The sequence below is a fragment of the Microcystis sp. M_OC_Ca_00000000_C217Col genome (assembly GCF_007095585.1).
In the GTDB taxonomy this organism is placed as follows: Bacteria; Cyanobacteriota; Cyanobacteriia; order Cyanobacteriales; family Microcystaceae; genus Microcystis; species Microcystis panniformis.
Map to the genome: position 1 here is coordinate 1 of NZ_SFBV01000261.1, position 23,816 is coordinate 23,816.

Here is a 23,816-nt window from a genome sequence, read left to right on the forward strand (position 1 = left end):
TTATAGATGATTTCCTGACCTAAGATCACATTTTATTCTTTTTTCCACTTCAATCTAAGAATTGAGAAAAAAGCAAAACCTTATATTATACCATAAAAAAATTATGCAAGAGGTCTAATGTACCCAATCATCTGGCGAATCCTTGAAGAACTTAAAGAAAGCGACTGTATAGCTAGTATTCTATTTCTGTGCGAGTCCCTTATAGAACAATCGAAATCCCCACCAGAATCAGGGGAATCACAAAAAATACGCCAATGAGGTAGGCCAAGGCAATGAGCTTATTCGCATTTGCTGCTCCTGTACTTATGGTGATAATAGCGATCGCACTCTCGACAATGTTATGCTTACCTTATTCGCTAAAAAGCATACAGGATAAAGGTAACAGCAATTTTAAAACCCTTCCCTTAAAAAATTAAGCGAACAATGAGTTATCTGGCAAGAGTTCGGCTCTTCTAGGTTCTGTGTGATAAGTTTAACTTATATCTGTAGTTTAGACTAAATGAGAAACCTAAAAAGAAAAAAGAGGAAGAATCAAGCAAAATAGAGAGAAAATAAAAGATGTTAAAGAATTTATCCGCTCTCTATGACCAAATATAACAGATATACCAGATTTCGCCAAGATACCTACCAACTGTTAGGTAATGCCAAAGATGCCACCTTTGACTTAATGGATAGCATCATGACCACCAGAAATGCCTATTGCTTGGGAGACTTCTCACTGTCCCCTTTCTTCAGAAGGAAATGGCATAGTACATACGAATCTATTGAAGATTGTCGTCCCAACCGAAACCAGTTAATGAAAAGGTATGTTCAGGAAATACCAGAACTGGAGTATGTTTTGTTAGCAATAGATCATACAGCATGGGAATTGAAGGATGCTAAAACGATGAAAGATAGAGGCTATCAACATAGCGCGGCATCAAAAAATGGAACAGTATTAGGACAAGGCTATAGCACCATTGTCTGGCTACCCGAAGGGGAAAGAAGTTGGGCATTACCCTTAAGACATGAAAGAATCACATCCTTTGAAACACCGATAGCTAAAGCCAAATGGCAACTCCAAGAAGTCTGCAAAACAATTCAACAAAAAGTTTTGGTAGTATTAGATTGTGAATACGGCAATAGTTCATGGGTAAATCAAACAGCAGATATCCAAGCAAGTAAACTGATGAGAATCCGCTCTAATTGTTGTCTATATGGCGAACCAGAAGCTTATGGGGGTAAGGGAAGACCGAAAAAACATGGCAGACAATTTAAAATCAATGACGAATCCACATGGTGGCCAACCGACGCAACAGTGGAAATCAATGACCCGAAACTCGGATTAATCCGAGTGAGTCAATGGCAACAGTTACATTTTAAAACAGCTTCTCAGCAGAAATTAAGTCTAATTAAAGTGGAAAGGTTGAATCCTAAAAAAACGGGAGAGGCACATCGCCCCTTATGGTTAATTTGGGTAGGAGAGGCATTTTTATCCTTAGAAAAAGTTTGGTCACAATATGCACGTCGTTTTGGAGTTGACCATTGGTATCGCTTTGCACTCGCAAAGATTACATTGGACTTTACCTTCTTTAAGTACACCTGTTCAATGTGAGAGATGGAGTGATTTAATGCCGTTGATGACTTGGCAATTATGGTTAGCCAAAGATTTGGTAGCAGATTATCGTCTTCCTTGGCAAAAACCGCAAACCCTATTAACTCCTGAAAGGGTAGCACAGTCTCTGTTTTCCCTTTTGATAGAGATTGGTTCGCCCGCTCAACCACCTAAAACTAGAGGAAAGTCTCCCGGCTGGGAAAAAGGGAAGACTCGCAGTAAAAGAAAGACCTATCCTACTGTGAAAAAACGACATTCAACCCCTAAAAAATAGGCAACAAAAGCATCCTAACTCTACTTTTTGCTTCAAGATTTTTGATTTCAGCTATTTTCATAAGGCTGGATTATTTTTAGGCAAATTTTTTAGTCTAAACTACAGTTATATAAGATCGGTTAATCTTTGTGTCCTTTGTGTCTTTGTGGTTCGTTCCACCCTCTCACCGGGAGGACTATATATTAGAATACATTGTACCCACCAAACCCAAGAGAGTCAGAGTTCTATTCTATTGAAAATCTCAACAACCCACGTCCATCGCACAAACCAAAAAACCGAAACTTTGGGAATTTTTTGTTTAGAAGTGTATTGTCTTGGCATTTGTTGATTTAGCATGAAGAGTAACGAAGATCATTAGTTTTCTCCTCTTCCTCCGAGCTTTCCCGCACAGTCGATATGTGCTGAAAGTTTATACTAAATCCCTTGAGTATAGGCTACATATCAGGAGATGAACTTATGCAAGAGGCAAGAGGTGGTTAGATATGTGTAATTAGGGTTTGCTGAAAAAGTTTTTCGTGGGGGTAGGAGTCAGTAGCCGGTCGTTTCAGGCTTTGTTGCCCTCTTTTTTTGTACCAGTTTATATACTGTAAGAAGGATAATGCAAGGTTTTTGAAGGTCTCAATCCTATATTCTTGCACTAACATCGGATTTTAACAGGTCAAAAGCCTTATTTTAATTTTGCTTAGGTACTTAACTAGGGTTTGCTGACGTTTGATAACTGATCACTGATTATTGATTTAAGGTCTTTGCAGGAAGATTAATTCTTCAACGGGGAGGAAATCATAGTATTGACCTTGATTGGCTAAAACTGCGATTAAATGGAGACGAGCATCGGGTTCAATGTGTAATCCTTCCCAGGGGACAGCAATTTCCAAACATTGATTAAAAGAAGCTTTGGCACTACTAGGAACTCGCTGCCAAGTAAAATATTCTTGAGCGAATTCTAACCAAGTAAATTCCGTGATTAAATTTATTCCTAGATGATGATGATAACCGTAATCGAGGGGCGATCGAGGGGGAATATCTGCTAAGGGAATTGGACTTTGCAGACGATGCACTTCATCATAATACCAATATAAATGCACTTCAGGCGGGATATCTTTGCCTAATTCTGCCCCCGGTTTCCAATCGAAACGCAGATAAAAATTGAGGTGATCCCAACCGAAAAAGAGCCTTTGTACTAAGGAAGTCCGGTGCATTGTACCACTGGCGCCGCCAATTTCGATCCGTCCGGCTTTATCCCAATCCTGTTCGTCCCCAAAACCGTCGATAATGGGGTGAATGAAAGCCAGTGGACGATTACTTTGTTTATCTCGGTGTTCTTCCACAGGTTCGAGCAAATAGGAGGGAATTGGCTCATTTAAAGCTTGATAAAGAGCGATCAGGTGTTCGCGGAAAAGTTGGTCAAAAATTGCGTCATGATTGGAGGAATGACCATAACCAAACCACCAAAACCAATCGGAACCCTCCGCTGCATACAATGCTTCCCACGCGTCGGGGTTATTATCTTCCGTCGCTTCCGGGTGATTGGCGAGGGTTTGACGGGCTAAAATTAGATATTCCCAAGCTTTATTTTTAGCGGGATCGCCGATCCAAGTGGTAAAATTGGCATCGATCCAAGAGCCGCTATGAAGTTGATGGCTGGGTATTTTTGCATTAGCGGGAAAGCGATCGAGATATTCCGAGACGGTGACTAATTCGATCGCTTGGTGGTCGCTTAAAAGTTGATACAGGTTCTCTAGGAAGGGTAAACCGTCTTGATGATAGTTTTCCCAGCAGTTTTCGCCATCTAGCGCAATGGTAACTAACCAGGGTTTTTCTAGGGTCGTGGTTTCTGCGTTGGTTTTCAGTTGTTCGGCGATCGCTTCTAGGTGTTTAACTAAGTCTGTAGCGGCCTCTTGCGCTTTCATGCCACTATAGCTAAATCCGATCAGATCCGAGAGACGATGATCGCGGAAAACCATCGATAAATTGCCGTTGCTAGTTTCCAGACGGTAGGGACGATAAAGCAATTCCGGTTCGCTAATATTGCCTTTTTCGTCGCGATGAAAGTAATGTCCCAGAGACCAACCTAACACCCCCTCATCGGAACATAACCACTGAAAACCCTGTTTAGCGACAGCGGGGAGAATCGCGGGACTAACGGATTGTTCCGAGGGCCACAGTCCTCGAGGATGTTTATCAAAGCGATCGATATAGATTTGCCAAGCTTTCTGGAGATGGCGCGAAATATCTTCAGGATAGCGGAAATATTGCCGAGGAAGGGTCATATTCGGCACTGCTACCCGGCCTGCTTCCGAGTTGGCCAGCAGGGGTAAAATTGGATGGGTGTAGGGACTGGTAATGATTTCTAGTTGTCCGGTTTCCTGCATTAACCGGTGTTGCGGCAAGATACGACGCAGAATTTGACGCTGTTTGGAGATAATCCGCTGGCGATCGCTTAAAGTGAAGTTTTTTCCCTGTTCTAACCAGGCAGCGATTTCTGGGTCAATGTGAAAGATAGGATCGATCCAAGCGAGGTTATGCCAAGCCAAGAGATCGCTATAATCTTGGAGATGCCAATGGCTAATACACCAACTATGACCGTTTTCTTGACGCTGTGCGTATAATTGCCCGTAACGGGGGTGCGGATCGATCAGGGTACGATGGTTAGCATCGAAAAAGTGTTCGAGGATAAAGTGTTTTTGTGCCAGGGTTAACTGCGCTTCTGGGGTGACAGTGAGAGCAAGATAGGGGTCTATAGCTAGTCCGTTGACGTAATCCTCTAATTGCAGGATTAAAGAGGGGACAAGGTTGACTGTTTGGTGTAATTTCGGGTAACGTTCTAGAATCAGGATTAAATCGAGATAATCTTTCACCCCATGCAGTCGCACCCAGGGTAAGCGATATTGTCCCGAAGCATCGGTGCGAGTTTGACAGGATTTGTAGAGGGGTTGGTGTTGATGCCAAATAAAAGCGACGTAGAGAGGATAGGTCATGATAATACCGAGAAAAAGTGCATATAACAGGCTTTTTGTCCGTTATTTAGATAATAGTGGACAAAAAGCCTGTTATAGATTCTTAAAAGTTGATTTCGGTCACTACCATAATCCTATCAACGGGTTTTGAGAGGGTATCGTCTCTTTGTATTTGTTAAAGGATCGGATTCTCCGGTGATGAGTATTGGGAGTTCAATTGCCGCAATTCTTACTGACGACCGACGACCGACTCCTTACCCCACAGTTAAGTAGATAGGTATTAAAAACTTTCAGATCCCCCCGCCTATCGGCACCCCCCTTATCAAGGGGGGCAGGGGGGATCAAACCTAAAATCCATTTTTAATTTAATTATAACCAGCTACTTAACTTTACCTTTGTCCAACTATTTAGGATAAGCTGGAATTATCGAAACCGTAGAAATAATAGATAAAATGAGTAATCTCCTCTGGCCGCGTTTTCTCAAGAAAGCTTACCGTCAAGAACCAATAACTAGCTTTATCTTTACCGCAGCGGCAGTAGATGTCATCATCGGGGTTCTAGGACAAAGATGGACACTGCTATCTTTAGGGGCAACGATTATGGCGATCGCTATCTTCGCCAGGTGGCAACAGAGCCAAAAAACTGAGGCAATCAACAAAGAAGAAGCGGCAAGATACTATTTACCGCCCCAATCGGGTCAAGTAGCTTTACCAAACCTGAAAAACGAAAAAAATCGACCTTCTTAGCTCAAAAATCCCACCTTGCTTGGCAATCAATCCCCTCAAAGGCTAGAATCTATAGCACCGTTCATTTGTTAATATTCAACTAAATTTATGAAATTCCGATTTACGGGTGGGGAGAAACTTGTCGGGGCAATTGTGGTCAGTGTTCTAACCACGCTGACAATCGGGCAACATCAGCTTAGTCAGGCCCAAAGTCCTATTGCTCCCCCTAAACCCGCGGCTGCAAGTGGCCAAAAAACCCCAGAAACTATCCCAGTAGCAGGTTTAGGCAGACTTACCCTCGCTAAAACCCTAGAAGGGCAACAATCCACCCCTAATGCTGTGATTTTCAGTCCCGATAACCAATTGGTTCTCGCTGGTGGTAGTGATACGGATCCTCTCCTGAGAATTTGGTCCGTAAAAACAGGGCAAAAAGTCTCCCAAACTCGGGCCCAAAGAACTAGCGTCAAAGCTTTAGCCATTAGTCCCAACGAAAGGTTATTAGTTAGTAGCGGTTCAGATGGTTCTATTAATTTTTGGAATCTGGTGGAAGGCAAGTATTTAGGAATTGCCCTCGAACACGGTAATACTGTCCTCGCCCTTACGGTTACTCCCGATGGTAAAACGTTAATTAGTGGTGGTTTGGAAGGAATTCGCCTCTGGACAGTGCAACCTCCCCGCCGTCCCCTCTATCGTTTAAATTGGGTGGGTAATTTTGTTTATTCCCTAGGGATGAAATCCGATGGTGTCACCCTTGCTAGTGGTCATGAAAACGGTGAGGTAAATTTTTGGGACATCCGCGAGGGCAAATTTTTGTCGAAATTTTCCGCCCATCCCCAAGCGGTTAGCAAGCTTTTATACACTCCCGACGGCAAAAATTTAATTACGGGTAGTTTAGACCGCACGATTAAAATCTGGGATACGAGCAATAATCAGTTATTATTTACCCTCATCGGTCATACAGCCCGAATTCGTTCCCTGGCACTCCATCCTAACGGACAAATTCTCGCTAGTGCCAGTAATGACGGTGTGCGTTTATGGGATGTGACCACGGGTAAACAGTTAGCTTGGTTTGATAATAATTCCGACTGGGTGGAATCCCTGGCTTTTAGTCCCGATGGGCAGTATTTGGCTAGTGGTAATTATGATTTTAAAATTCGCCTCTGGCAATTCGTCCGTTAGGCAAAAATGCCCCCATTTAGCCTTTAACCACTTCTAGAAAAGCCGATTTCGCCGCTGCCTGTTCCGCTGCTTTTTTGCTTCTGCCAGTTCCCACTCCTAATTTTTGCTCATTTAACCACACTTCCGCACAAAAACGCTCTTGATCTAAACCATTGATTTCTTTAACTAAATATTGCGGCAGTTTTTTGTATTTTGCTTGTGTCCACTCCTGCAAGGCATCCTTATAATTCTGTCGGGCCGGATCTCGACGAATTTCGGCCGCTTTTTCCCGCAGTGGTTCATCTAACCAAGAACGCACTAAAATCATTGTCTGTGTACTAAGATATAAAGCTCCCAAAACTGCCTCAAAAGCGTCTGCTAGTCGAGAAATTCGCCCTGCCCGATCAATACTCGTACTACTTGATACCAACAAATAACGCTCGAAACCGTAGCGATCCGCAAATTCCGCCAGAGTGCGATCGCTAACCATCATCGATCGCAGGGCGGCAAATTCTCCCACGAGCGCCTCCGGATAGGTTTCTAACAATACCTCCGCCGCCACGAGTCTTACCACAGAATCGCCTACAAATTCCAATTGTTCATAATTCTTATCACGGGAAACACTGGGATGAGTTAGAGCTAAATCCAATAAATCCCACCTGACGGGGACATCAGCCGATAAACCCAGCTTTTCCACTAGGGTTTTTAATTGTTTTTGGCGACGCGGATCACTTAAGGACATGGGAGCGGGAAGAAGGGGGGGTGGGGTGTGGGGTGTGGGGTGTGGGGAGAATAAATAAAAGCAATCTCCTATCTCCTGAATACTGACTCCTGACTCCTGACTCCTGATAACTGATAACTGATAAAGGAGAGAGTCAAACATAAGCCGAATTCTGTATTTCCCAACAGCAGTAAAATTGCTTTTACCTTTGTTGGAATAGAGGTTATCTATCTGGGATAATTGTTACCAATTACCTCAAGCGGTTCCTAAAAACGGGACAGGAAAAAGACCAACCTTTGTCCCTCCACCTTGCTCCCCACCGGGGTTTACCGAGCCAGTACCTCTCGATACTGCTGGTGCGCTCTTACCGCACCTTTGCACCCTTACCCCCAATCAGTTATCAGTGATCAGTTATCAGTTATCAGTGGAAAGTTATCAGTGGAAAGTTATTAGTTATCAGTGAATTTACTTTCGTTACTGTTTACTGATCACTGTTTACTGGACGGCTACGCCGTGCCTTTGGCAACACTGAAAAAGGGGGCGGTATTTTTCTGTGGCACTATCCTCACGCTCACGCGCACTGGACGTTATCCAGCAAGTGTGGTCTTTCGGGAGTTCGGACTTTCCTCGGAATCATTGATCAAATGACCCCGCAACCTCTAGACCAACTCTCTCCTATTCTCTAGTTTGACATACCAGAGACTCGATCGCTCATATATCCCAGTCAATAATCAGTGTTGCCAAAGGCACGGCGTAGCCGTCCAGTAAACAGTGAACAGTGAAAAGACAGCAGGAAACTGCTATTTAATACTGCTCGCTTAATACATACTGCTCACTTAAAACTCAAATCTGATAACTGATAACTGATAACTGATAACTGCTCCATGTCGATCGCTCTCAACGTTAAGATCAAAGGTAATGGCTATCCGATCCTCTGTCTGCACGGTCATCCCGGTTCGGCAGCCAGTATGTCTGTATTTACCGATCATTTTTGCCAACGCTGGCAAACCCTGGCCCCGGATCTGCGCGGCTACGGGAAAAGTCGTTATCGCCCGGATTTTCAGCTAGAAGAACATCTAGAGGATTTAATCGGGCTGCTCGATCGCCAAAAAATCCAGCAATGTTTAATTCTCGGTTGGTCTTTGGGGGGTATAATCGCTCTGGAATTAGTATTGCGGCATCCCGATCGCTTTCCGGGTTTGATTCTCGTGGCCTCGGCCGGACGGCCTTGGGGTAGTCATCCTCCTATCACCACCACAGATCTGATTTTGACGGGGATGGCGGCAATTCTCAATCAGATTAAACCGGGATGGCGTTGGAATATTGATACTTTTGCTCGTCGTTCCCTGTTTCAGTACCTTTTTTCACAACATCAAGGGATATCCTATCAATATCTCGCTCAAGATGCTGTTCCTGCCTACTTACAAACTTCTCCAGCTGCTAATCGCGCTTTAAATCGGGCTTTAAAAAAAGGTAACAATTGTTTAAAATCTCTTGACAAAATCACAATTCCCTGCTTAGTTCTGGCGGGGGCAAATGATCGCCATATTACCAGTGCTTCGAGCCAAGAAACGGCCGAAAAACTAAAACTGTCTCAGTGGAAATGTTACCCGGATACAGCCCATTTGTTCCCCTGGGAAATCCCCGACCTAGTTTTAGGGGACATTGATAATTGGTTAGCGGAGCATTTTAGCGATAAACTGGCAGAGTGAAGTGAAAACTACTGCCGTGGTCGGGGACACTATCCACCCAAATTTGACCGTAGTGGGCGCGAATAATCTTGCGACAGACCGATAAACCGATGCCATAACCTTCTTTCCCCTCATCCCGTTTCAGACGCACATGACCTTCAAAAATATGCTCTTGTTTTTCTTCGGGAATGCCGGGGCCGGTATCACTGATGCTCACTTGTACTTTTTGAGTAGTACGATGAAGGACAGAAAGGGTAATTGCGCCGCCGGGGGGGGTATATTTGATCCCATTCTCCAGGAGATTAATAATCACCTGTCGGATTAACTCCTCATCAGCATAGACGGGGGGCAAATCTTGGGGGATATCGCTTTGGAGAATTAAAGTCTTTTCCTGAAAAGTATCAGTAAATTGAGACAAAATTTCCTGACAAAGAGCTTGCAGATAAAATTTACTCTGGTGGAGAGTGAATTGCGCCGCCATGCTCTTAGAAGCTTGTAGAATATCTGTGATCAAACGGTTCATAATCCGGAACTGTTTGCGGGCCTGTTGGTGCAGTTGTTCTCGTAATTGCAGACTGCGCTCCGTATCTGGTTGATGATAGGCTAATTCGAGGGTTTCCACGGCGATGGAAGCGGCGGTGAGAGGACTGCGTAAATCGTGGGCTAACATAGCCAAAATTTGGTCTTTAAATTTTAATTGTTCTAATAATTCTTCCTTTTCCTGTTTAAGACGAAAAACCTCATCGGCGATGCGGATGAGTTCGCCCGAATGTTCCATCTCTTGACGTTGTCCATCCTCAGCGTGATGATTTTTGACCTCCTCTTTAATCGCTTTTTGCCAGCGTACCAACCATTTTTTAAACTGTTCCACCAGATTACTGCCCGCGAGGGTATGACGGGGGCCGGGGGCAATTTTGACCAGGGCCGGGGTAGCTACAAGGCGAAAATGTTCGACTAAATGAGGTTGCTGGCGAATTTCGATGATCTGTAGGTCAATTGGGTAATCAGACTTTAAAGACTGGAGATAGGACTGAATTTGACGGATAATTTCTTGAGAACTGGGACGGTCATCAACAAATAGCAAAAGTTGAATCGAGAGAGACGACAACGTCTCTCTCCCTAAAGCAGTCAGTGGCTCGTTAGATGGGAGCATCAGAAAATTAGTAAACCTAGGGATTGACGAGATCGATCGATCATCGATCGACTTTTATCATATTCTTTATTGTAGAAGCTTAAGATAGTATAAAATCTACTCAACCTAATCTTAAAGTTTTATTCCTTAATTCTAAGAAGAAATCCTATGGCTTTTGGCTATGTTGCCCTAGTTCTCCACGCGCATCTCCCTTTCGTCCGCCATCCCGAAAGCGATTACGTCCTCGAAGAAGAATGGTTATACGAAGCAATCACAGAAACCTACATCCCTCTCCTGCAAGTTTTTGAAGGTCTCAAGCGGGATGGTATCGATTTTAAAATGACCATGAGCATGACTCCGCCGTTGGTGTCGATGCTGCGGGATCCGTTACTGCAAGAGCGTTATGAAGAACACTTAGGCAAGTTAGAAGAATTAATTGCTAAAGAAATCGACCATAATCAACATAATGGCCATATTCGCTACTTAGCCGAATATTACGCTGAATCCTTCCAAAGTATCCGACAAACTTGGGAAAAATACGATGGAGATCTGGTCAAAGCCTTTAAACAATTCCTCGACAGTAATAACCTAGAAATTATCACCTGTGGTGCGACCCATGGTTATATGCCCCTGATGAAAATGTACCCGCAAGCGGTGTGGGCGCAAATTGAGGTGGCCTGTCAACACTACGAAGAAAATTTCGGTCGTCGTCCCAAGGGCATTTGGTTGCCGGAATGTGCCTACTACGAAGGGGTAGAAAGAATGTTAGCCGATGCGGGCATTCGTTATTTCCTCGTCGATGGCCACGGTATTCTCTACGGTCGTCCGCGTCCCCGTTACGGCAGTTACGCGCCCATTTTCACAGAAACTGGGGTGGCTGCTTTCGGTCGTGACCACGAATCTTCTCAACAGGTTTGGTCTTCCCAAGTCGGTTATCCGGGGGATATAGTTTATCGGGAATTCTATAAAGATTTGGGCTGGGAAGCGGAATACGAGTATATTAAGCCCTATATCATGCCCAACGGTCAACGCAAGAATATAGGCATTAAGTACCACAAAATTACTAGCCGGGACGGAGGTTTATCGGAAAAAGGGCTTTATGACCCCTACTGGGCCAAAGAAAAAGCCGCCGAACACGCGGGCAATTTTATGTATAATCGCGAGCGGCAAGTGGAGAGTTTAGCGGGAATTATGGGCCGTCCTCCCCTGGTTGTTTCTCCCTACGATGCCGAGCTATTCGGTCACTGGTGGTATGAGGGACCCTGGTTTATTGATTTTCTGTTCCGCAAGTCTTGGTATGACCAAAATATCTACCAAATGACCCATTTAGCCGATTATCTCCGGTCTAACCCCCATCAGCAGGTCTGTCGTCCTTCCCAATCCAGTTGGGGTTATAAGGGTTTCCATGAATACTGGCTAAATGAAACCAACGCTTGGATCTATCCTCACCTGCACAAAGGCACGGAACGGATGATTGAATTAAGTCATCATGAAGCGGAGGATGAATTACAGGAACGGGCTTTAAATCAGGCGGCCCGGGAGTTATTATTAGCACAATCTTCTGACTGGGCGTTTATTATGCGAACCGGTACGATGGTTCCCTACGCTGTCCGGCGCACTCGTTCCCACCTGCTGCGGTTAAATAAAATCTATGAAGATGTGAAATCGGAGAAGATTGACTCTGGTTGGTTGGAAAAAGTCGAGGAAATCGATAATATTTTCCCCAATATTGATTATCGCGTCTATCGACCTCTGTAATCTTTGTTAGAGATTAATAAAAATTTTGGTGCGTTACAAGCTGTAGCGCACCTTGTTGCTTTCTGATTCTATCCGTGCCAATTAATTCGGCGTTGCTGATTTTAAGGATGAATTATTCTCTAGGCCATTCTTAAAACTTGGGACTAAGTTAACTTGTAGATACGATGCACAATTAGCATTCAGATATTGATGGCTGCAACGCCGATTTTATTATTTAGTGCAAATGTATTATTGGCTACAGCTGATTGAACGTTCGGTCAAGTGCCGAACAGCGATTATTTTTGGATCGTAACCGATAGCGTCAACCTCCGTTCTGCCCCCTGATTTTTTAGGGCTGCCTGGCCAGTTCCGACTCTAATTTGGCTAGAATCTGGGGTTTAAGTTGATCGAGTTTCTGTTTTAGCATCCGCTTGCTAATTTGCGGGCTGCCACCTTGGCCCGATTGACTATCTGTCACCCATTGCTGCAAAATTTGGCATTGATTGGCGGGAATATTAGCGTTGATCACATTTTCACAGATGTTGCTGCCTTCGAGGGGGAAAAATAAAATCCAGTATTGACCGGCTTCGGCGAGGGTTTTGGTCATTTTTTGACCTTGAGGGGTTTTTAAGTCCAAATAACAAGGCAACCAGCGGGGGCCCCATTGACGATGATAGAGGACAGTAATCCAGAGAATCATCGGGTGAGGTGTGGGTAAAAAGAGGAATTGATTATAACGGACACTAGCAACCCGGACGGCGATATCTTCTCGATCCAACATTACCCATAAACCGGGAAAAACGCCGTCAGCAGCCTGGAGACAGCGTGAGAAGACAATTTTTTGGCGCGGTTTATCCTCGGGCCAACTGGACTTGACACAGATATCCCTCGCATTAGCAGCAGAAACAATGGTTTGATTTAAATCACGAGGGGTTTTGATTTTGCGGGTGTAATCGTCGGTTTTTTTGACGATTTCATTTTTGACTAGGGGTTCAAGTCGTTCGAGACGTTGTAGTATATCTGTAACACTTGACGGGCGATCGCTGGGTGCTTTGGCCAAGCAGCGCAGGATTAACTGTTCTAATTCTGGCGGTAATTGCAAGCTAGAATGAAAGGAACGGGGTTCGGCGTAGTGGTGAACCTCATACCAACTGCCAAAGGAGGGATTATCGGGAAAAATGGGCGTTTCTCCCGTGATCATCTCGTACATCATAATCCCAAAACTGTAGATATCGGAACGATGATCGAGTTCTTTACCTTCCATCTGTTCTGGGGAACAATAGGCTAAGGTTCCCATAAACGATTGGGTTTGGGATTCTCCCGATTGGATGAGTTTAGCGATGCCAAAATCGAGAATTTTCACCAATTCCCCTAATCCTGAGTCCTGAATCACGATAATATTGCTTGGTTTGATGTCCCGGTGAATAATCGGACAGATCTCCCCTTGGAAGATAATACCCTTATGGGCGCATTCCAGGCCGAAACAAATCTGACGGGTGAGATTGAGAAAGCGCGGGAGGGGCAGCGGCTGATGTTTGATGATTTCACTCATGCTCTCCCCCGGCAAAAATTCCATGACGTAGAAGGGGACTTCCTTGTCATCTACACCATAATCACGAACCTTAACAACATGAATACTTTTTTCGCCTAAAAGTGCCGAAATAGTCGCCTCTCGCTCGAAGCGCTCACGCATTCTTTGGTTGAGGAGAGTTTGCGAGAGGAATTTGACGGCGACGGTTACGCCACCTAAGAGTTTATCTTCTGCTCGATATACTTGTCCCATGGCACCGCTACCGATCAACTCGACCAGTTGGTATCGATTGGCAAGTAAACTCCGATGTCTGGATTCTGCCGACATAGCTAGGCTACTGTGTTAATTATAGTGAGTCTGGTGGAGAGAGTTTTGGTTCTTCGTTACTTGGTCTGGTTCGAGCAGGGGGCATAAATCGACTAAATCCTTATCTGGCAAGAGACTTAATTGATTAGCTCGTTCTAGATCGAAAACAATTGGCAAAAATCGCAGCCATGTCTTTCTATATAAGGGTTTTATCCCTTATAACCCCCGTCCATTACATAACACAAACCGAAGAACCTTTTTTTCGGGCTAAAAGCATCATTTTTAACATATATTTATTTTCAGGCATTTTTAGTCATTGCCCCTTGCATAATTAATTTTTGGGGGTTGAAAAAATGAAAAAACTAAGTATAAAGTACCACAAAATCTCTAAATAGACAATTTGATTGATTATTATTCGTTCTTGATTGTCCTGACTTGAAAGAGGGTGTGGGGTGTGGGGTGTGGGGTGTGGGGTGTAGGGTGTGGGGAAGGAAACCTCTTTCATCTGTGGGGGTGAAAATTTTTTCATCGGGACTGCCTAGGGACTCCTAAACCACCACTACAGGAAACTCCCTAACCCCTGTAAAACTTTTTTGCCGAAAGTGACCGATCTGGGTAATAATTCTTTAATAAAGATTTGTAAACTTGAAAATGATTATCCTTTCGCAGCGCTAGAGATTTAATGAGACGACTAATTGCGATCGAAAAAGCTCTGCTCATCGGTCATATTGTATCGATGGCTTTTGGACTAGCGGGATTGTTGCTAGTTCTGCCCCATCCCGAATTTGTGGCCAATTTACCGGATTTTGGCAAAACCTTCTTTGCTTGGTCAATGGCCGGGGGGGGTGTGGTGTATATGGTGTTAGGAATGGCAGCGGTGGCTGTTTATGCCTATCGGACTCTAGGAGTGTGGCACTGGTTAGGATTCATGGTTCCCGCTATCAGTTTATCCCTTTGTAGCGAACTATTAGGAACCAGTACCGGCTTTCCTTTCGGTCATTATCGTTATCTTTCGGGCCTAGGTTACAAAATTGCGGGTTTAGTACCCTTTACTATCCCCCTATCTTGGTTTTATCTCGGTTTTAGTGCCTATATTATCGCTCGTGTTGGTTTATCCACTCTTGCTATACCCCAGTGGCTACAAAATCTAGGAGCGATCGCTATCGGGGCGGTATTATTAACTTCATGGGATTTTGTCCTAGATCCGGCCATGAGTCAAACTACCATCCCCTTCTGGATTTGGGAACAACCGGGGGCTTTTTTTGGGATGCCCTATGAAAATTTTGCCGGTTGGTTTGGCACGGGTTGTGTTTTTATGACGGTGGCCACTTTAATCTGGCAAGCGCAACCGGTGAAACTGCCAAGTCAAGATTTAACCCTGCCTTTTGTCATGTATTTGGGTAATTTTGGCTTTGCGACGGTCATGAGTATGGGTGCCGGTATTTATCCGCCGATTTTCTTAGGATTACTCACCGGTATTCTGCCTTTAACACTCCTCTATAATCGCGCCAAGACTGTTGCTTCCGGGCAAACAGTGGCAACCAGCGAAGTAACAACCCTAAAAATCCCCGTTGTTTCGGTGAGAGGAGCCAAATAAGTTGTTAACTGAGATAATTCTCGGTGCATTCTGCCTGGGGCTACTGCTGTCTCAGGCTGTTGCCTTTTTTATCCTTCTTTCCCGTCTGCTAAAAGGGGCGCGTCGTCGTCCTCCCCTGACTCCCCAACCCCCCACCCCGGAGATGTTAGGGACAGTAAGCGTGATTGTGCCGACGTTAAACGAAGTGGCCAGGATTGACGGTTGTTTAAGGGGATTGAGTCAACAGAGTTACGAAGTGCGAGAAATTCTGATTGTCGATAGCAATTCCCAAGATGGTACGCGGGAAAAAGTCAAGGAGATAGCGGCAAAAGACCCCCGCTTTCGCTTGAAAACCGATGATCCTTTGCCTCCTGATTGGGTAGGTCGTCCCTGGGCGTTACACAATGGTTTTTTGTTTAGTTCTCCTGAAAGTGACTGGATTTTGGGCATTGATGCCGATACCCAACCCCAAGCAAATTTAGTCGCTAGTTTGGTCAAAGCTGCGATCGCAGAAGGTTATGACTTAGTTTCCCTGTCGCCGCAATTTATCCTCTCCTATCCGGGAGAATGGTGGTTACAGCCGGCTTTATTGATGACTTTGCTCTATCGCTTTGATGCGGCCGGAGTGCGCGGGCAAGATCCCCAACGAGTCATGGCCAATGGTCAATGTTTTCTCTGCCGGCGGTCAGTTTTAGCGGCTTTAGACGGTTATAGCGGGGCAAAAGGTTCTTTTTGCGATGATGTCACCCTCGCCCGTCTAGCGGCAACGAAAGGCTATCGGGTGGGATTTCTCGATGGGGCGAAGTTGATTCGCGTGCGGATGTACGAAGGACTCAGGGAAACTTGGCGCGAATGGGGCAGATCTCTTGACCTCAAAGATGCCTCCTATCAGGGGCAATTATGGGGCGATTTAGCCTTATTAGCTCTTACTCAGGGATTACCGATAATTATCACCCCTTTACTGCTCACAGCTTTGTTTTTTGGCTACAATTTCCTGAGTTTAAAAATTGTCTTGACTTTAAACCTGCTGCTGTTATTGATTCGTTTTGCCCTTTTATTGGCTGTTTCTCCTAGCTACTATCGGGGCGAAAAAGTCAATCTATCTTCAGGATTATTTTGGCTATCTCCCCTAGCGGATCCGCTGGCAGTTATCCGCATTTTTATCTCTGCTTTTACCCGTCCCCAAAGTTGGCGCGGTCGAGTGTATCAGTGAATTGGAAAATAAACATTGGGTGTATGAGGCTCCTCTAACGGTAGATTGATTCATGAATCAATCTACTATGAGAGCAAAAACCTGTACTCCCCTACTCCCTAGCTTACCTCATAAGCCATTAAGAGTAGCAAAAAAAAGAATTAGATTTGGAGAATGAATCAGCCCCAGTATTAAGGGGGAATTGGCACCCTCCTTATCAAGGGGGGCAGGGTAGGGTTGATTCATGAATCAACCCTACTATGAATCAACCCTAGAAGGCAGGGGGAGATCGAAGGCAAAATCTATCTTCTATGTAATTAGAACCACTTACTTAGAACAGCCTTAATTATACTAGCCTTTTCACTTAAAACCGGGGAATATGATTAAAAAGATGACGCATGACCACAAATTCCCAAGAAAATAACGAATAGCCATAACCCTGACGCTCCACCGTCCTCACCTGAGCTTGTAAACCCTTTAAGGAAAAATCAGGATTCCAACCCGCATATAAACCCACCCCCACTGGCACATACCTGGAAGCTGTCGCCAGTCCCGATCCCGAAAGACTTGCCGCCACCTGATTGGGAGTTTTCCGATAGATCTGTAAGACCACCTCATCCACAATCCCTTGACGCACCCAAGCCAACCAATTTTGATTATATTTATTCACCGCAAAAGAGTGAGGATTAGGCGAAAGACTCACCACCAACTTGGGATTAATCGCCTTGACATGATCATGTAACTTGCGAGTTAAATTCGTTAAAGCCTGACTTTTATTACCAAAAACACGCGGAACTGCCCAATGATCATCTAACTGAATCCCCGCCAAATCTTTTTCTTTTAAAATATCCTCCATATTGCCCAAAAGATAGGCTTGTACCTGCGGATTCGCCGGATCTAACCAGACATTGGTTTCCACCACCGTCTTCCCTGCGGGCGTTTTTAATAGCCAATCCGGATGCTTTTTGGCAATGGGATCATTAGGGGATAACATCAAACCATACTCAAACCAAGCATAGGGCTTCAAACCCTGCCGTAAAGACTCCTTAACCGCCGCTCTCCAAGGATTGCTCAACGGCGGCACAAACAACCAATTCGTCGGACGTTGGGAAGTCGGATAAAGCGTTCCCCTAAACCCATAAACACTAAAATACACCCGGTCATAACCCGATCGCGAAAGATGATTTAACACCTCGTCTAAGGACGTAGTGTGATGTAACAATATCGTGCCAATATTGGTTAACCAAACCCCCTTCATCTGCTCATTTTCCACTGCCTTTCGGGGAGCCGCTCGGTGAGTAACCAACAACAAAAAAGCCACTCCAACAACAATCCCAAACCTCTTTAGGTACTTGCTAAACTTAACCATGATTGCCGATTAATCCCACCAAGATATTTGATAATAGTATTAAGTAGGGAGGCCAAATTATTTGTAGGATGGGTTAGCGGTAGCGTAACCCATGCAGGCGTTGGGTTTCATGCTTCAACCCAACCTACGTTCATCTTATATTTAATTCCACCCACCCACTTATTTTAGTCCGATTTTTAATATTCAGTTCATCATCAGCAGGCCCTATTTAGTCATACTAAATCCGGTTATTAAAAACTGATTATCAGTGAACTAAAAAATAGATACCTGGTGTATTAGGCTCCCCTAACACACCCAGAAAAGATTTTAGGGAAAATTAACCGACTACGCAGAGAATATCCGATGCGTGACTAGCGGTATTCACTTTGTCATCCACATGGCTAATTTTGCCTTCTCCATCGATGATATAGGTGACGCGCTTAGAATAGCCACCCCCATCGACGTCATAAGCTTTGGTGATAGCACCATCGGTATCTACGAGCAATTGGAAGGGTAAACCGTATTTTTCTTTAAATTTTGCATGGGAACCTTGGTCATCCATGCTCACCCCGAAGACTACTATTTCCTTGTCTTGGTATTGTTGGTAGTTATCCCGGAAACTTTGCGCTTGCTTGGTGCAGCCGGGGGTATCATCTTTGGGATAGAAGTATAAAACTACGACTTTACCTTGAAAATCCGACAGGGAAACGGTTTTTCCAGTATCGTCGGTGGTGGTAAAGTTCGGTGCGATTGTTCCAACGGTTAAAGCCATAACTCCGATTCCTTTACAAAAGTTAATCTATATCGATCATAAAGGATTAGGGTCAAAAACAGGGAGAGGGGTGATGGGGTGATGGGGTGATGGGGTGATGGGGAGAAGAAGTCAGAGCATTTGTACTAAATTTCCTGATCAGTTTAAATGTAGTACAGATGAGAAGACTAACAACAAACCTCTAGAATTTGTTTTAGGATAATATTTGTCAGCTAAGAGGGGGATAATATGGGGCCATTCTGGTTAAAGGTGAGAACTTTTGGGCAAAATATCTTAATTGGTTTAGGTTTAGTGCTATTAATCGGTTTTTATCACAGTATCAGCGCCAAATCTGCCTCATTGATGATTGTTTATCCCCCCGATAATCATCAAACCACGGCCGCTAGAATCTTTTTTATTGGTTCTGCACCTCCATCGGGTCAAGTTTTGCTCAATAATCAACCGATTGAACGCAGTGCTAAAGGATATTTTGCTCCTAGTTTTCCCCTACAAGTTGGCGAAAATAATTTCACTATTCGCTATCAAAACCAAACTATTAAGCGTCAAATAATTCGTCGAGATACTCAAGCAGTTATTCCCCAAGACTTAGCTTTTGCTGATAACTCTCTCAGTCCTTCTGTCCATAAGACGAGGTTAGTGGGGGAATGGATTTGTTTTAGTGCGATTGCCACTCCCCAATCTCAGGTTTCTGTGCAGTTAGGAGATAAAATACTGCCTCTTTTACCCCAACCTCAAAGCACAAAACTGCCTAGTAATGCCGCAGTTTTAACTAATCTTAATCAAGCGAATTCCGAGGATAAAACTGGTTACTATCGAGGTTGTCAACAGTTTCAACAAGAGGCTAACTTAGGAAAACCTATTTTTACAGCACAATTAAATAATCGATCGATTAGTCAACAAGGTCAAGGAGAAATTAACATTATTAGCGATCAAAATTTACCAGTGATTGAAATTATAGCTGCCCAAGGGGTAGCACGCACGGGACCGGGTAGTGATTATTCCCGTTTAACTCCTTTACCCCAAGGCACGAAAGCGATAGTCACTGGGAAAGAAGGAGATTGGTTGCGGTTAGATTATGGTGGTTGGATTTTAGAGCGAGAAACGCGTTTAATAGTTAATGAAGTCCTAGATAATGCTAATATTCGCGGTCTCTCTTCTCGCAGTATCAATCAAGCAACAGAAATTATTTTTCCCCTCTCCCATCCTGTACCCATCGCCGTGGCACAAGAGGATGATAAATTTATTTTGACCCTTTATAATACCATTGCCCAAACCGATACAATTTTTCTGGTGGATAATCCTTTGGTCAGACGTTTAGATTGGCGACAAATCAACCCGACCACGATAGAATACACTTTTAATCTTAACCAAAAACAACAGTGGGGTTATAGTCTTCGTTACCAGGGGACAAATTTAATCTTAACCCTGCGTCATCCCCCGGAAAAAAGTGATAATTTACAGGGCAAAGTTATTTTATTAGATCCCGGACACGGAGGTAAAGAAACCGGTGCTGTCGGTCCGACGGGTTACACGGAAAAAGAGATTAATTTGGTTATGTCTAAATTAATTAAACGGGAGTTAGAAAAATTGGGAGCAACAGTTTATTTAACCAGAGAAACTGACATAGACTTATCTTTACCGGCACGAGTAGAGATGATTAATAATCTACAACCAACCCTAGCAATATCGGTTCACTATAATGCTTTACCTGATGATGGAGATGCCTTAAATACTCAAGGAATTGGCATATTTTGGTATCATCCCCAGGCAGCGGATTTATCAGTTTTTCTCCACGAGTATTTAACCAAAAATCTTAGTCGTCCTTCCTATGGAGTATTTTGGAATAATTTAGCTTTAACTCGTCCCTATAGTAGTCCTTCTTTGTTATTAGAGTTAGGATTTATGAGTAATCCTCAAGAATTTGAATGGATTACCGATACTCAGGCACAAAAACAATTAGCGCAAGTTTTAGCCGCCGGAATTAGCCAATGGTTTCAACAATTTGGGTAATCGCTTCCAGTTAAAATTTAATGGCAATCGGAGAGAGATAAGCTTAAGTAGCTGGTTATAATTAAATTAAAAATGGATTTTAGGTTCGATCCCCCCTGCCCCCCTTGATAAGGGGGGTGCCGATAGGCGGGGGGATCCCCCCTGCCCCCCTTGATAAGGGGGTTATGAAAAACCAAGCCCTAGCTGGAAAGCCGGTGATAGGATTTTCTGGAGTCTTTATTGTAATCTGAGGAAATTAAATCAAGTCGATGGAAAAAATGTTACCAGTGAACAGCAATCGGACAAAATAACTGCTAGATTACAAGGTATAGTCGATCACTCTCTAGTAGATATTTAAACAGCGATCGCTCTGGGACAAAAATCTCTGGATTAGCCAACAAATAAAGATAGTTTACTGAAAATTTGCCAACAATTCACGCCCTTATAGACAACTTGATCGCTGCCCCCCTTATTAAGGGGGGATTAAGGGGGGATCAAGGGGGGATCAAGGGGGGATTAAGGGGGGATTAAGGGGGGATCAAAACCACCTCAAGGTTGAGGTAGCCCAATTAAATCCCACCCTCGTTATTCGTTATTATTCTTCTCTACCCATGACTAACTCTTTATATATCAGCACGACGGCAACGGGAAGCGGTAAAGCGTTAGTAGCTTTAGGAATTATTGACTTAATTCTCCGCAAAACTAATAAAGTTGCTTTTTTCCAGCCAATTGTTCTCGACTGTTCCCAAGGTCATCGGGACGAAGACATTGACTTAATCCTCAATTATTTTAAATTAGAACAAACCTACGAAGAGGCCTTCGGTTTATGTTACGACGAAGTGAAGGAGTTATTGGTACAACAAAAATTTGATGAAATCATCGGAAAAATTATCAAAAAGTTTAAAAACTTAGAAAACAAATATGATTTTATCCTCTGTGAAGGTTCCGATTATCTGCAAGAAAATTCCGCCTTTGAATTTGAACTAAATACAGAAATCGCCAAAAATCTCGGCCATCCCATCTTAATATTAGGTAATGCCTACCAGCGCAGTATCGAAGATGCCCTTAGTCCGATCCTGATTTCCTGCGACACCTACCAAGATAAAGGTTGTAAGGTGATTGGGATTATTATCAATCAAGCTGAAGAGGAAAAAATAGAGGAATTACGGAAAACCCTAACTAAAATTTTTCCCCCCCAAGAATATGCCCTAGGAGTGATTCCCCATAATGCCAAACTTAGCAGCCCGCGAGTGGCAGAAATCGCCCAACAATTACAGGCAAAAGTTCTCTACGGACAGCAAAGATTAGATAGTTTAGCTAGTAACTTTCTGGTGGTGGCCATGCAGATGCAAAATGCCCTAGAGCGGTTAAAAGAAGATAGCTTAATTATCACCCCTTGGGATCGCGGCGATGTGATTATCGGGATGTTACAGGCCCACCAATCGGCCAATTATCCCCAATTAGCTGGTATAGTCTTAACAGCAGGTCATAACCTCAATCCTTCGATCGCCCGTTTAATTGACGGTTTGCCCGATCCCTTACCGATTCTCTCCGTCACCACCGATACCTACACCACGGCCGAACACATCCACGATGTGCGAACCACCCTGACCTCGACGGACTACGATAAAATTAACCTCAGTCTGCAGCTTTTTCACAGTAACATCAATCTCGATCGCCTAGAAGCGCAAATTCGCACTTTGCGGACCCAGGGGATTACCCCGAAGATGTTCACCTATAATCTCGTACAACAGGCCAAAGCGCAAAAACGTCACATTGTTTTGGCCGAAGGGACTGAACCGCGCATCCTCCAGGCAGCCACAGTTTTAATCGAACAGGATATCGTCGATTTAACCCTCTTGGGACAACCGGACGAGATTGCAATGGTGATTAAAAAACATGGTATCACTCTCGATCTCGATCGCCTGCAAATTATTGACCCCGTGGCTAGTCCCCATTTTGAAAGCTATGTGCAGACCCTCTACGAAGCGAGAAAAGCCAAGGGAATGAATCTCGATATGGCCCGGGATTATGCACAGGATGTCTCCTATTTTGGCACTTTAATGGTGTATCAGGGCGATGCTGATGGTATGGTATCGGGGGCGGTGCATACCACTCAACACACGATTCGGCCTGCACTCCAGATTATCAAAACTAAGCCCGATTGTGCGATCGTCTCCTCGGTCTTTTTTATGTGTCTAGAGGATCGAGTCTTGGTTTATGGGGATTGTGCGGTCAATCCCGACCCCAGTGCCGAGGAATTAGCCGAAATCGCCCTATCTTCCGCCGAAACCGCCCAAAAATTCGGAATTGAACCGCGAATCGCCCTGCTTTCCTATTCTTCGGGTCAATCGGGCCAGGGAGAAGACGTGGAAAAAGTACGACAAGCGACCAAAATCGCCAGGGAAAAACGCCCCGATTGGAAGCTAGAAGGGCCGATTCAGTACGATGCGGCCGTGGATAGGGAAGTAGCCGCCCAAAAAATGCCGGGGTCAGAGGTGGCGGGCCAAGCAACGGTGTTTATTTTTCCTGACCTGAATACAGGGAATAATACTTATAAAGCCGTACAGCGGGAAACAAAAGCTTTAGCGATTGGTCCAATCCTACAGGGATTAAAAAAACCCGTCAATGATCTCAGTCGCGGTTGTACCGTTCCCGATATTATCAATACGGTGGTAATCACAGCCATTCAATCCCAATCTTTTTGAGTTATCAGTTAGAAAACGGGTTTCTCAAAAAAACCCTTTTTCTGGAATATGCTTATACCATTTCTCTAAATGAAAACTACACATCGAATTTAAGTCACCCTTTTTAAGGGGGATTTAGGGGGATTAAACTTCTGTAGTCAGACTTTGGAGAATTGGTATTATTTCCTCCCGACCGGGCCAGAGCGGGAATCAAAACTATCTCAATGGAGCGAGATGAATCGCGACCAGAATAAAACTAACGCGGTAGCGTTTCCACTTTCGGGGAGTTTTGGTTCTCGACGTATTTTTTGGCTCTTCGTTACCCTTTATGCTAAATCAACATACAAGATGCCAAGATAACATACTTCTAACCCAAAAATTCCGAAAGTTTCTAAAGCCATAGCCTCTCCGTTTTATTAGTTTAAG

15 protein-coding genes, 1 other RNA gene and 1 pseudogene are annotated in these 23,816 nt (G+C 44.1%); 10 read left to right on the top strand and 7 right to left on the bottom strand.

Going from position 1 to position 23,816, the window contains the following annotated elements:
* Positions 1 to 583: 583 nt before the first annotated feature.
* A pseudogene (locus tag EWV66_RS16155) lies at positions 584 to 1,868 on the top strand (NF041680 family putative transposase).
* A gap of 109 nt (positions 1,869 to 1,977) precedes the next feature.
* Complete coding sequence (locus EWV66_RS16160) at positions 1,978 to 2,196, top strand: hypothetical protein (RefSeq protein WP_230457591.1); 219 nt, start codon at positions 1,978 to 1,980, stop codon at positions 2,194 to 2,196.
* Between the two features lie 409 nt (positions 2,197 to 2,605).
* Here EWV66_RS16160 and EWV66_RS16165 read toward each other — a convergent pair whose 3' ends face one another.
* On the bottom strand, positions 2,606 to 4,846 hold the full coding sequence (locus EWV66_RS16165; protein ID WP_287108247.1) for a glycoside hydrolase: 2,241 nt from the start codon (positions 4,844 to 4,846) through the stop codon (positions 2,606 to 2,608).
* 431 nt (positions 4,847 to 5,277) lie between these two features.
* On the opposite strand from EWV66_RS16165, the gene EWV66_RS16170 reads away from it, so the two are divergent.
* Together EWV66_RS16170 and EWV66_RS16175 are read left to right on the top strand one after the other, a co-directional pair.
* Positions 5,278 to 5,571, top strand: a complete 294-nt coding sequence (locus EWV66_RS16170; RefSeq protein ID WP_287108248.1) for a hypothetical protein — start codon at positions 5,278 to 5,280, stop codon at positions 5,569 to 5,571.
* A gap of 87 nt (positions 5,572 to 5,658) precedes the next feature.
* Positions 5,659 to 6,729, top strand: a complete 1,071-nt coding sequence (locus EWV66_RS16175) for a WD40 repeat domain-containing protein (protein WP_287108250.1) — start codon at positions 5,659 to 5,661, stop codon at positions 6,727 to 6,729.
* A 16-nt stretch (positions 6,730 to 6,745) separates the two neighbouring features.
* Here the strand turns inward: EWV66_RS16175 and rnc are convergent, their stop codons facing one another.
* Together rnc and rnpB are read right to left on the bottom strand one after the other, a co-directional pair.
* The gene (gene rnc, locus EWV66_RS16180; protein WP_002748582.1) at positions 6,746 to 7,450 is read right to left on the bottom strand and encodes a ribonuclease III; all 705 of its coding nucleotides are present in this window, start codon (positions 7,448 to 7,450) and stop codon (positions 6,746 to 6,748) included.
* A 125-nt stretch (positions 7,451 to 7,575) separates the two neighbouring features.
* Positions 7,576 to 8,101: RNase P RNA component class A (rnpB, locus tag EWV66_RS16185), an RNA gene on the bottom strand.
* 212 nt (positions 8,102 to 8,313) lie between these two features.
* Between rnpB and EWV66_RS16190 the strand changes: the two genes are divergently transcribed.
* The gene (locus tag EWV66_RS16190; protein ID WP_287108252.1) at positions 8,314 to 9,141 is read left to right on the top strand and encodes an alpha/beta fold hydrolase; all 828 of its coding nucleotides are present in this window, start codon (positions 8,314 to 8,316) and stop codon (positions 9,139 to 9,141) included.
* On the opposite strand, the gene EWV66_RS16195 is transcribed toward EWV66_RS16190, so the two are convergent.
* Positions 9,119 to 10,273, bottom strand: coding sequence for a histidine kinase (locus tag EWV66_RS16195; protein ID WP_287108253.1), 1,155 nt, complete (start codon positions 10,271 to 10,273; stop codon positions 9,119 to 9,121). The two genes, EWV66_RS16190 and EWV66_RS16195, sit on opposite strands and share 23 nt — an antisense overlap.
* A gap of 147 nt (positions 10,274 to 10,420) precedes the next feature.
* Here EWV66_RS16195 and EWV66_RS16200 point away from each other — a divergent pair, with 147 nt between their 5' ends.
* Complete coding sequence (locus EWV66_RS16200; protein WP_004161142.1) at positions 10,421 to 12,010, top strand: glycoside hydrolase family 57 protein; 1,590 nt, start codon at positions 10,421 to 10,423, stop codon at positions 12,008 to 12,010.
* A gap of 328 nt (positions 12,011 to 12,338) precedes the next feature.
* On the opposite strand, the gene EWV66_RS16205 is transcribed toward EWV66_RS16200, so the two are convergent.
* Complete coding sequence (locus tag EWV66_RS16205; protein WP_287108254.1) at positions 12,339 to 13,847, bottom strand: serine/threonine protein kinase; 1,509 nt, start codon at positions 13,845 to 13,847, stop codon at positions 12,339 to 12,341.
* A gap of 661 nt (positions 13,848 to 14,508) precedes the next feature.
* On the opposite strand from EWV66_RS16205, the gene cruF reads away from it, so the two are divergent.
* Together cruF and cruG are read left to right on the top strand one after the other, a co-directional pair.
* Positions 14,509 to 15,423, top strand: a complete 915-nt coding sequence (gene cruF / locus EWV66_RS16210) for a gamma-carotene 1'-hydroxylase CruF (protein WP_004161139.1) — start codon at positions 14,509 to 14,511, stop codon at positions 15,421 to 15,423.
* 1 nt (position 15,424) lies between these two features.
* Positions 15,425 to 16,615 (top strand): 2'-O-glycosyltransferase CruG, encoded by a 1,191-nt coding sequence (gene cruG, locus EWV66_RS16215; protein ID WP_052276353.1) that lies wholly within the window; start codon positions 15,425 to 15,427, stop codon positions 16,613 to 16,615.
* 343 nt (positions 16,616 to 16,958) lie between these two features.
* Here the strand turns inward: cruG and EWV66_RS16220 are convergent, their stop codons facing one another.
* Together EWV66_RS16220 and EWV66_RS16225 are read right to left on the bottom strand one after the other, a co-directional pair.
* Complete coding sequence (locus EWV66_RS16220; RefSeq protein ID WP_052276352.1) at positions 16,959 to 17,963, bottom strand: glycoside hydrolase family 10-like protein; 1,005 nt, start codon at positions 17,961 to 17,963, stop codon at positions 16,959 to 16,961.
* Between the two features lie 316 nt (positions 17,964 to 18,279).
* Positions 18,280 to 18,714 (bottom strand): peroxiredoxin, encoded by a 435-nt coding sequence (locus tag EWV66_RS16225; RefSeq protein WP_052276351.1) that lies wholly within the window; start codon positions 18,712 to 18,714, stop codon positions 18,280 to 18,282.
* 228 nt (positions 18,715 to 18,942) lie between these two features.
* On the opposite strand from EWV66_RS16225, the gene EWV66_RS16230 reads away from it, so the two are divergent.
* The gene (locus EWV66_RS16230) at positions 18,943 to 20,724 is read left to right on the top strand and encodes an N-acetylmuramoyl-L-alanine amidase family protein (protein WP_287108257.1); all 1,782 of its coding nucleotides are present in this window, start codon (positions 18,943 to 18,945) and stop codon (positions 20,722 to 20,724) included.
* A 590-nt stretch (positions 20,725 to 21,314) separates the two neighbouring features.
* Positions 21,315 to 23,411: a phosphate acetyltransferase gene (pta, locus tag EWV66_RS16235; RefSeq protein ID WP_052276349.1), complete on the top strand. Its 2,097-nt coding sequence runs from the start codon at positions 21,315 to 21,317 to the stop codon at positions 23,409 to 23,411.
* Positions 23,412 to 23,816 lie beyond the last annotated feature (405 nt).

Bases quoted from the DNA above. Each gene is read 5' to 3' on its own strand.
- EWV66_RS16165 (WP_287108247.1), bottom strand. From the start codon at position 4,846: ATGACCTATCCTCTCTACGTCGCTTTTATTTGGCATCAACACCAACCC.
- EWV66_RS16170 (WP_287108248.1), top strand. From the start codon at position 5,278: ATGAGTAATCTCCTCTGGCCGCGTTTTCTCAAGAAAGCTTACCGTCAA.
- EWV66_RS16175 (WP_287108250.1), top strand. From the start codon at position 5,659: ATGAAATTCCGATTTACGGGTGGGGAGAAACTTGTCGGGGCAATTGTG.
- rnc (WP_002748582.1), bottom strand. From the start codon at position 7,450: ATGTCCTTAAGTGATCCGCGTCGCCAAAAACAATTAAAAACCCTAGTG.
- EWV66_RS16190 (WP_287108252.1), top strand. From the start codon at position 8,314: ATGTCGATCGCTCTCAACGTTAAGATCAAAGGTAATGGCTATCCGATC.
- EWV66_RS16195 (WP_287108253.1), bottom strand. From the start codon at position 10,273: ATGCTCCCATCTAACGAGCCACTGACTGCTTTAGGGAGAGAGACGTTG.
- EWV66_RS16200 (WP_004161142.1), top strand. From the start codon at position 10,421: ATGGCTTTTGGCTATGTTGCCCTAGTTCTCCACGCGCATCTCCCTTTC.
- EWV66_RS16205 (WP_287108254.1), bottom strand. From the start codon at position 13,847: ATGTCGGCAGAATCCAGACATCGGAGTTTACTTGCCAATCGATACCAA.
- cruF (WP_004161139.1), top strand. From the start codon at position 14,509: ATGAGACGACTAATTGCGATCGAAAAAGCTCTGCTCATCGGTCATATT.
- EWV66_RS16220 (WP_052276352.1), bottom strand. From the start codon at position 17,963: ATGGTTAAGTTTAGCAAGTACCTAAAGAGGTTTGGGATTGTTGTTGGA.
- EWV66_RS16225 (WP_052276351.1), bottom strand. From the start codon at position 18,714: ATGGCTTTAACCGTTGGAACAATCGCACCGAACTTTACCACCACCGAC.
- EWV66_RS16230 (WP_287108257.1), top strand. From the start codon at position 18,943: ATGGGGCCATTCTGGTTAAAGGTGAGAACTTTTGGGCAAAATATCTTA.
- pta (WP_052276349.1), top strand. From the start codon at position 21,315: ATGACTAACTCTTTATATATCAGCACGACGGCAACGGGAAGCGGTAAA.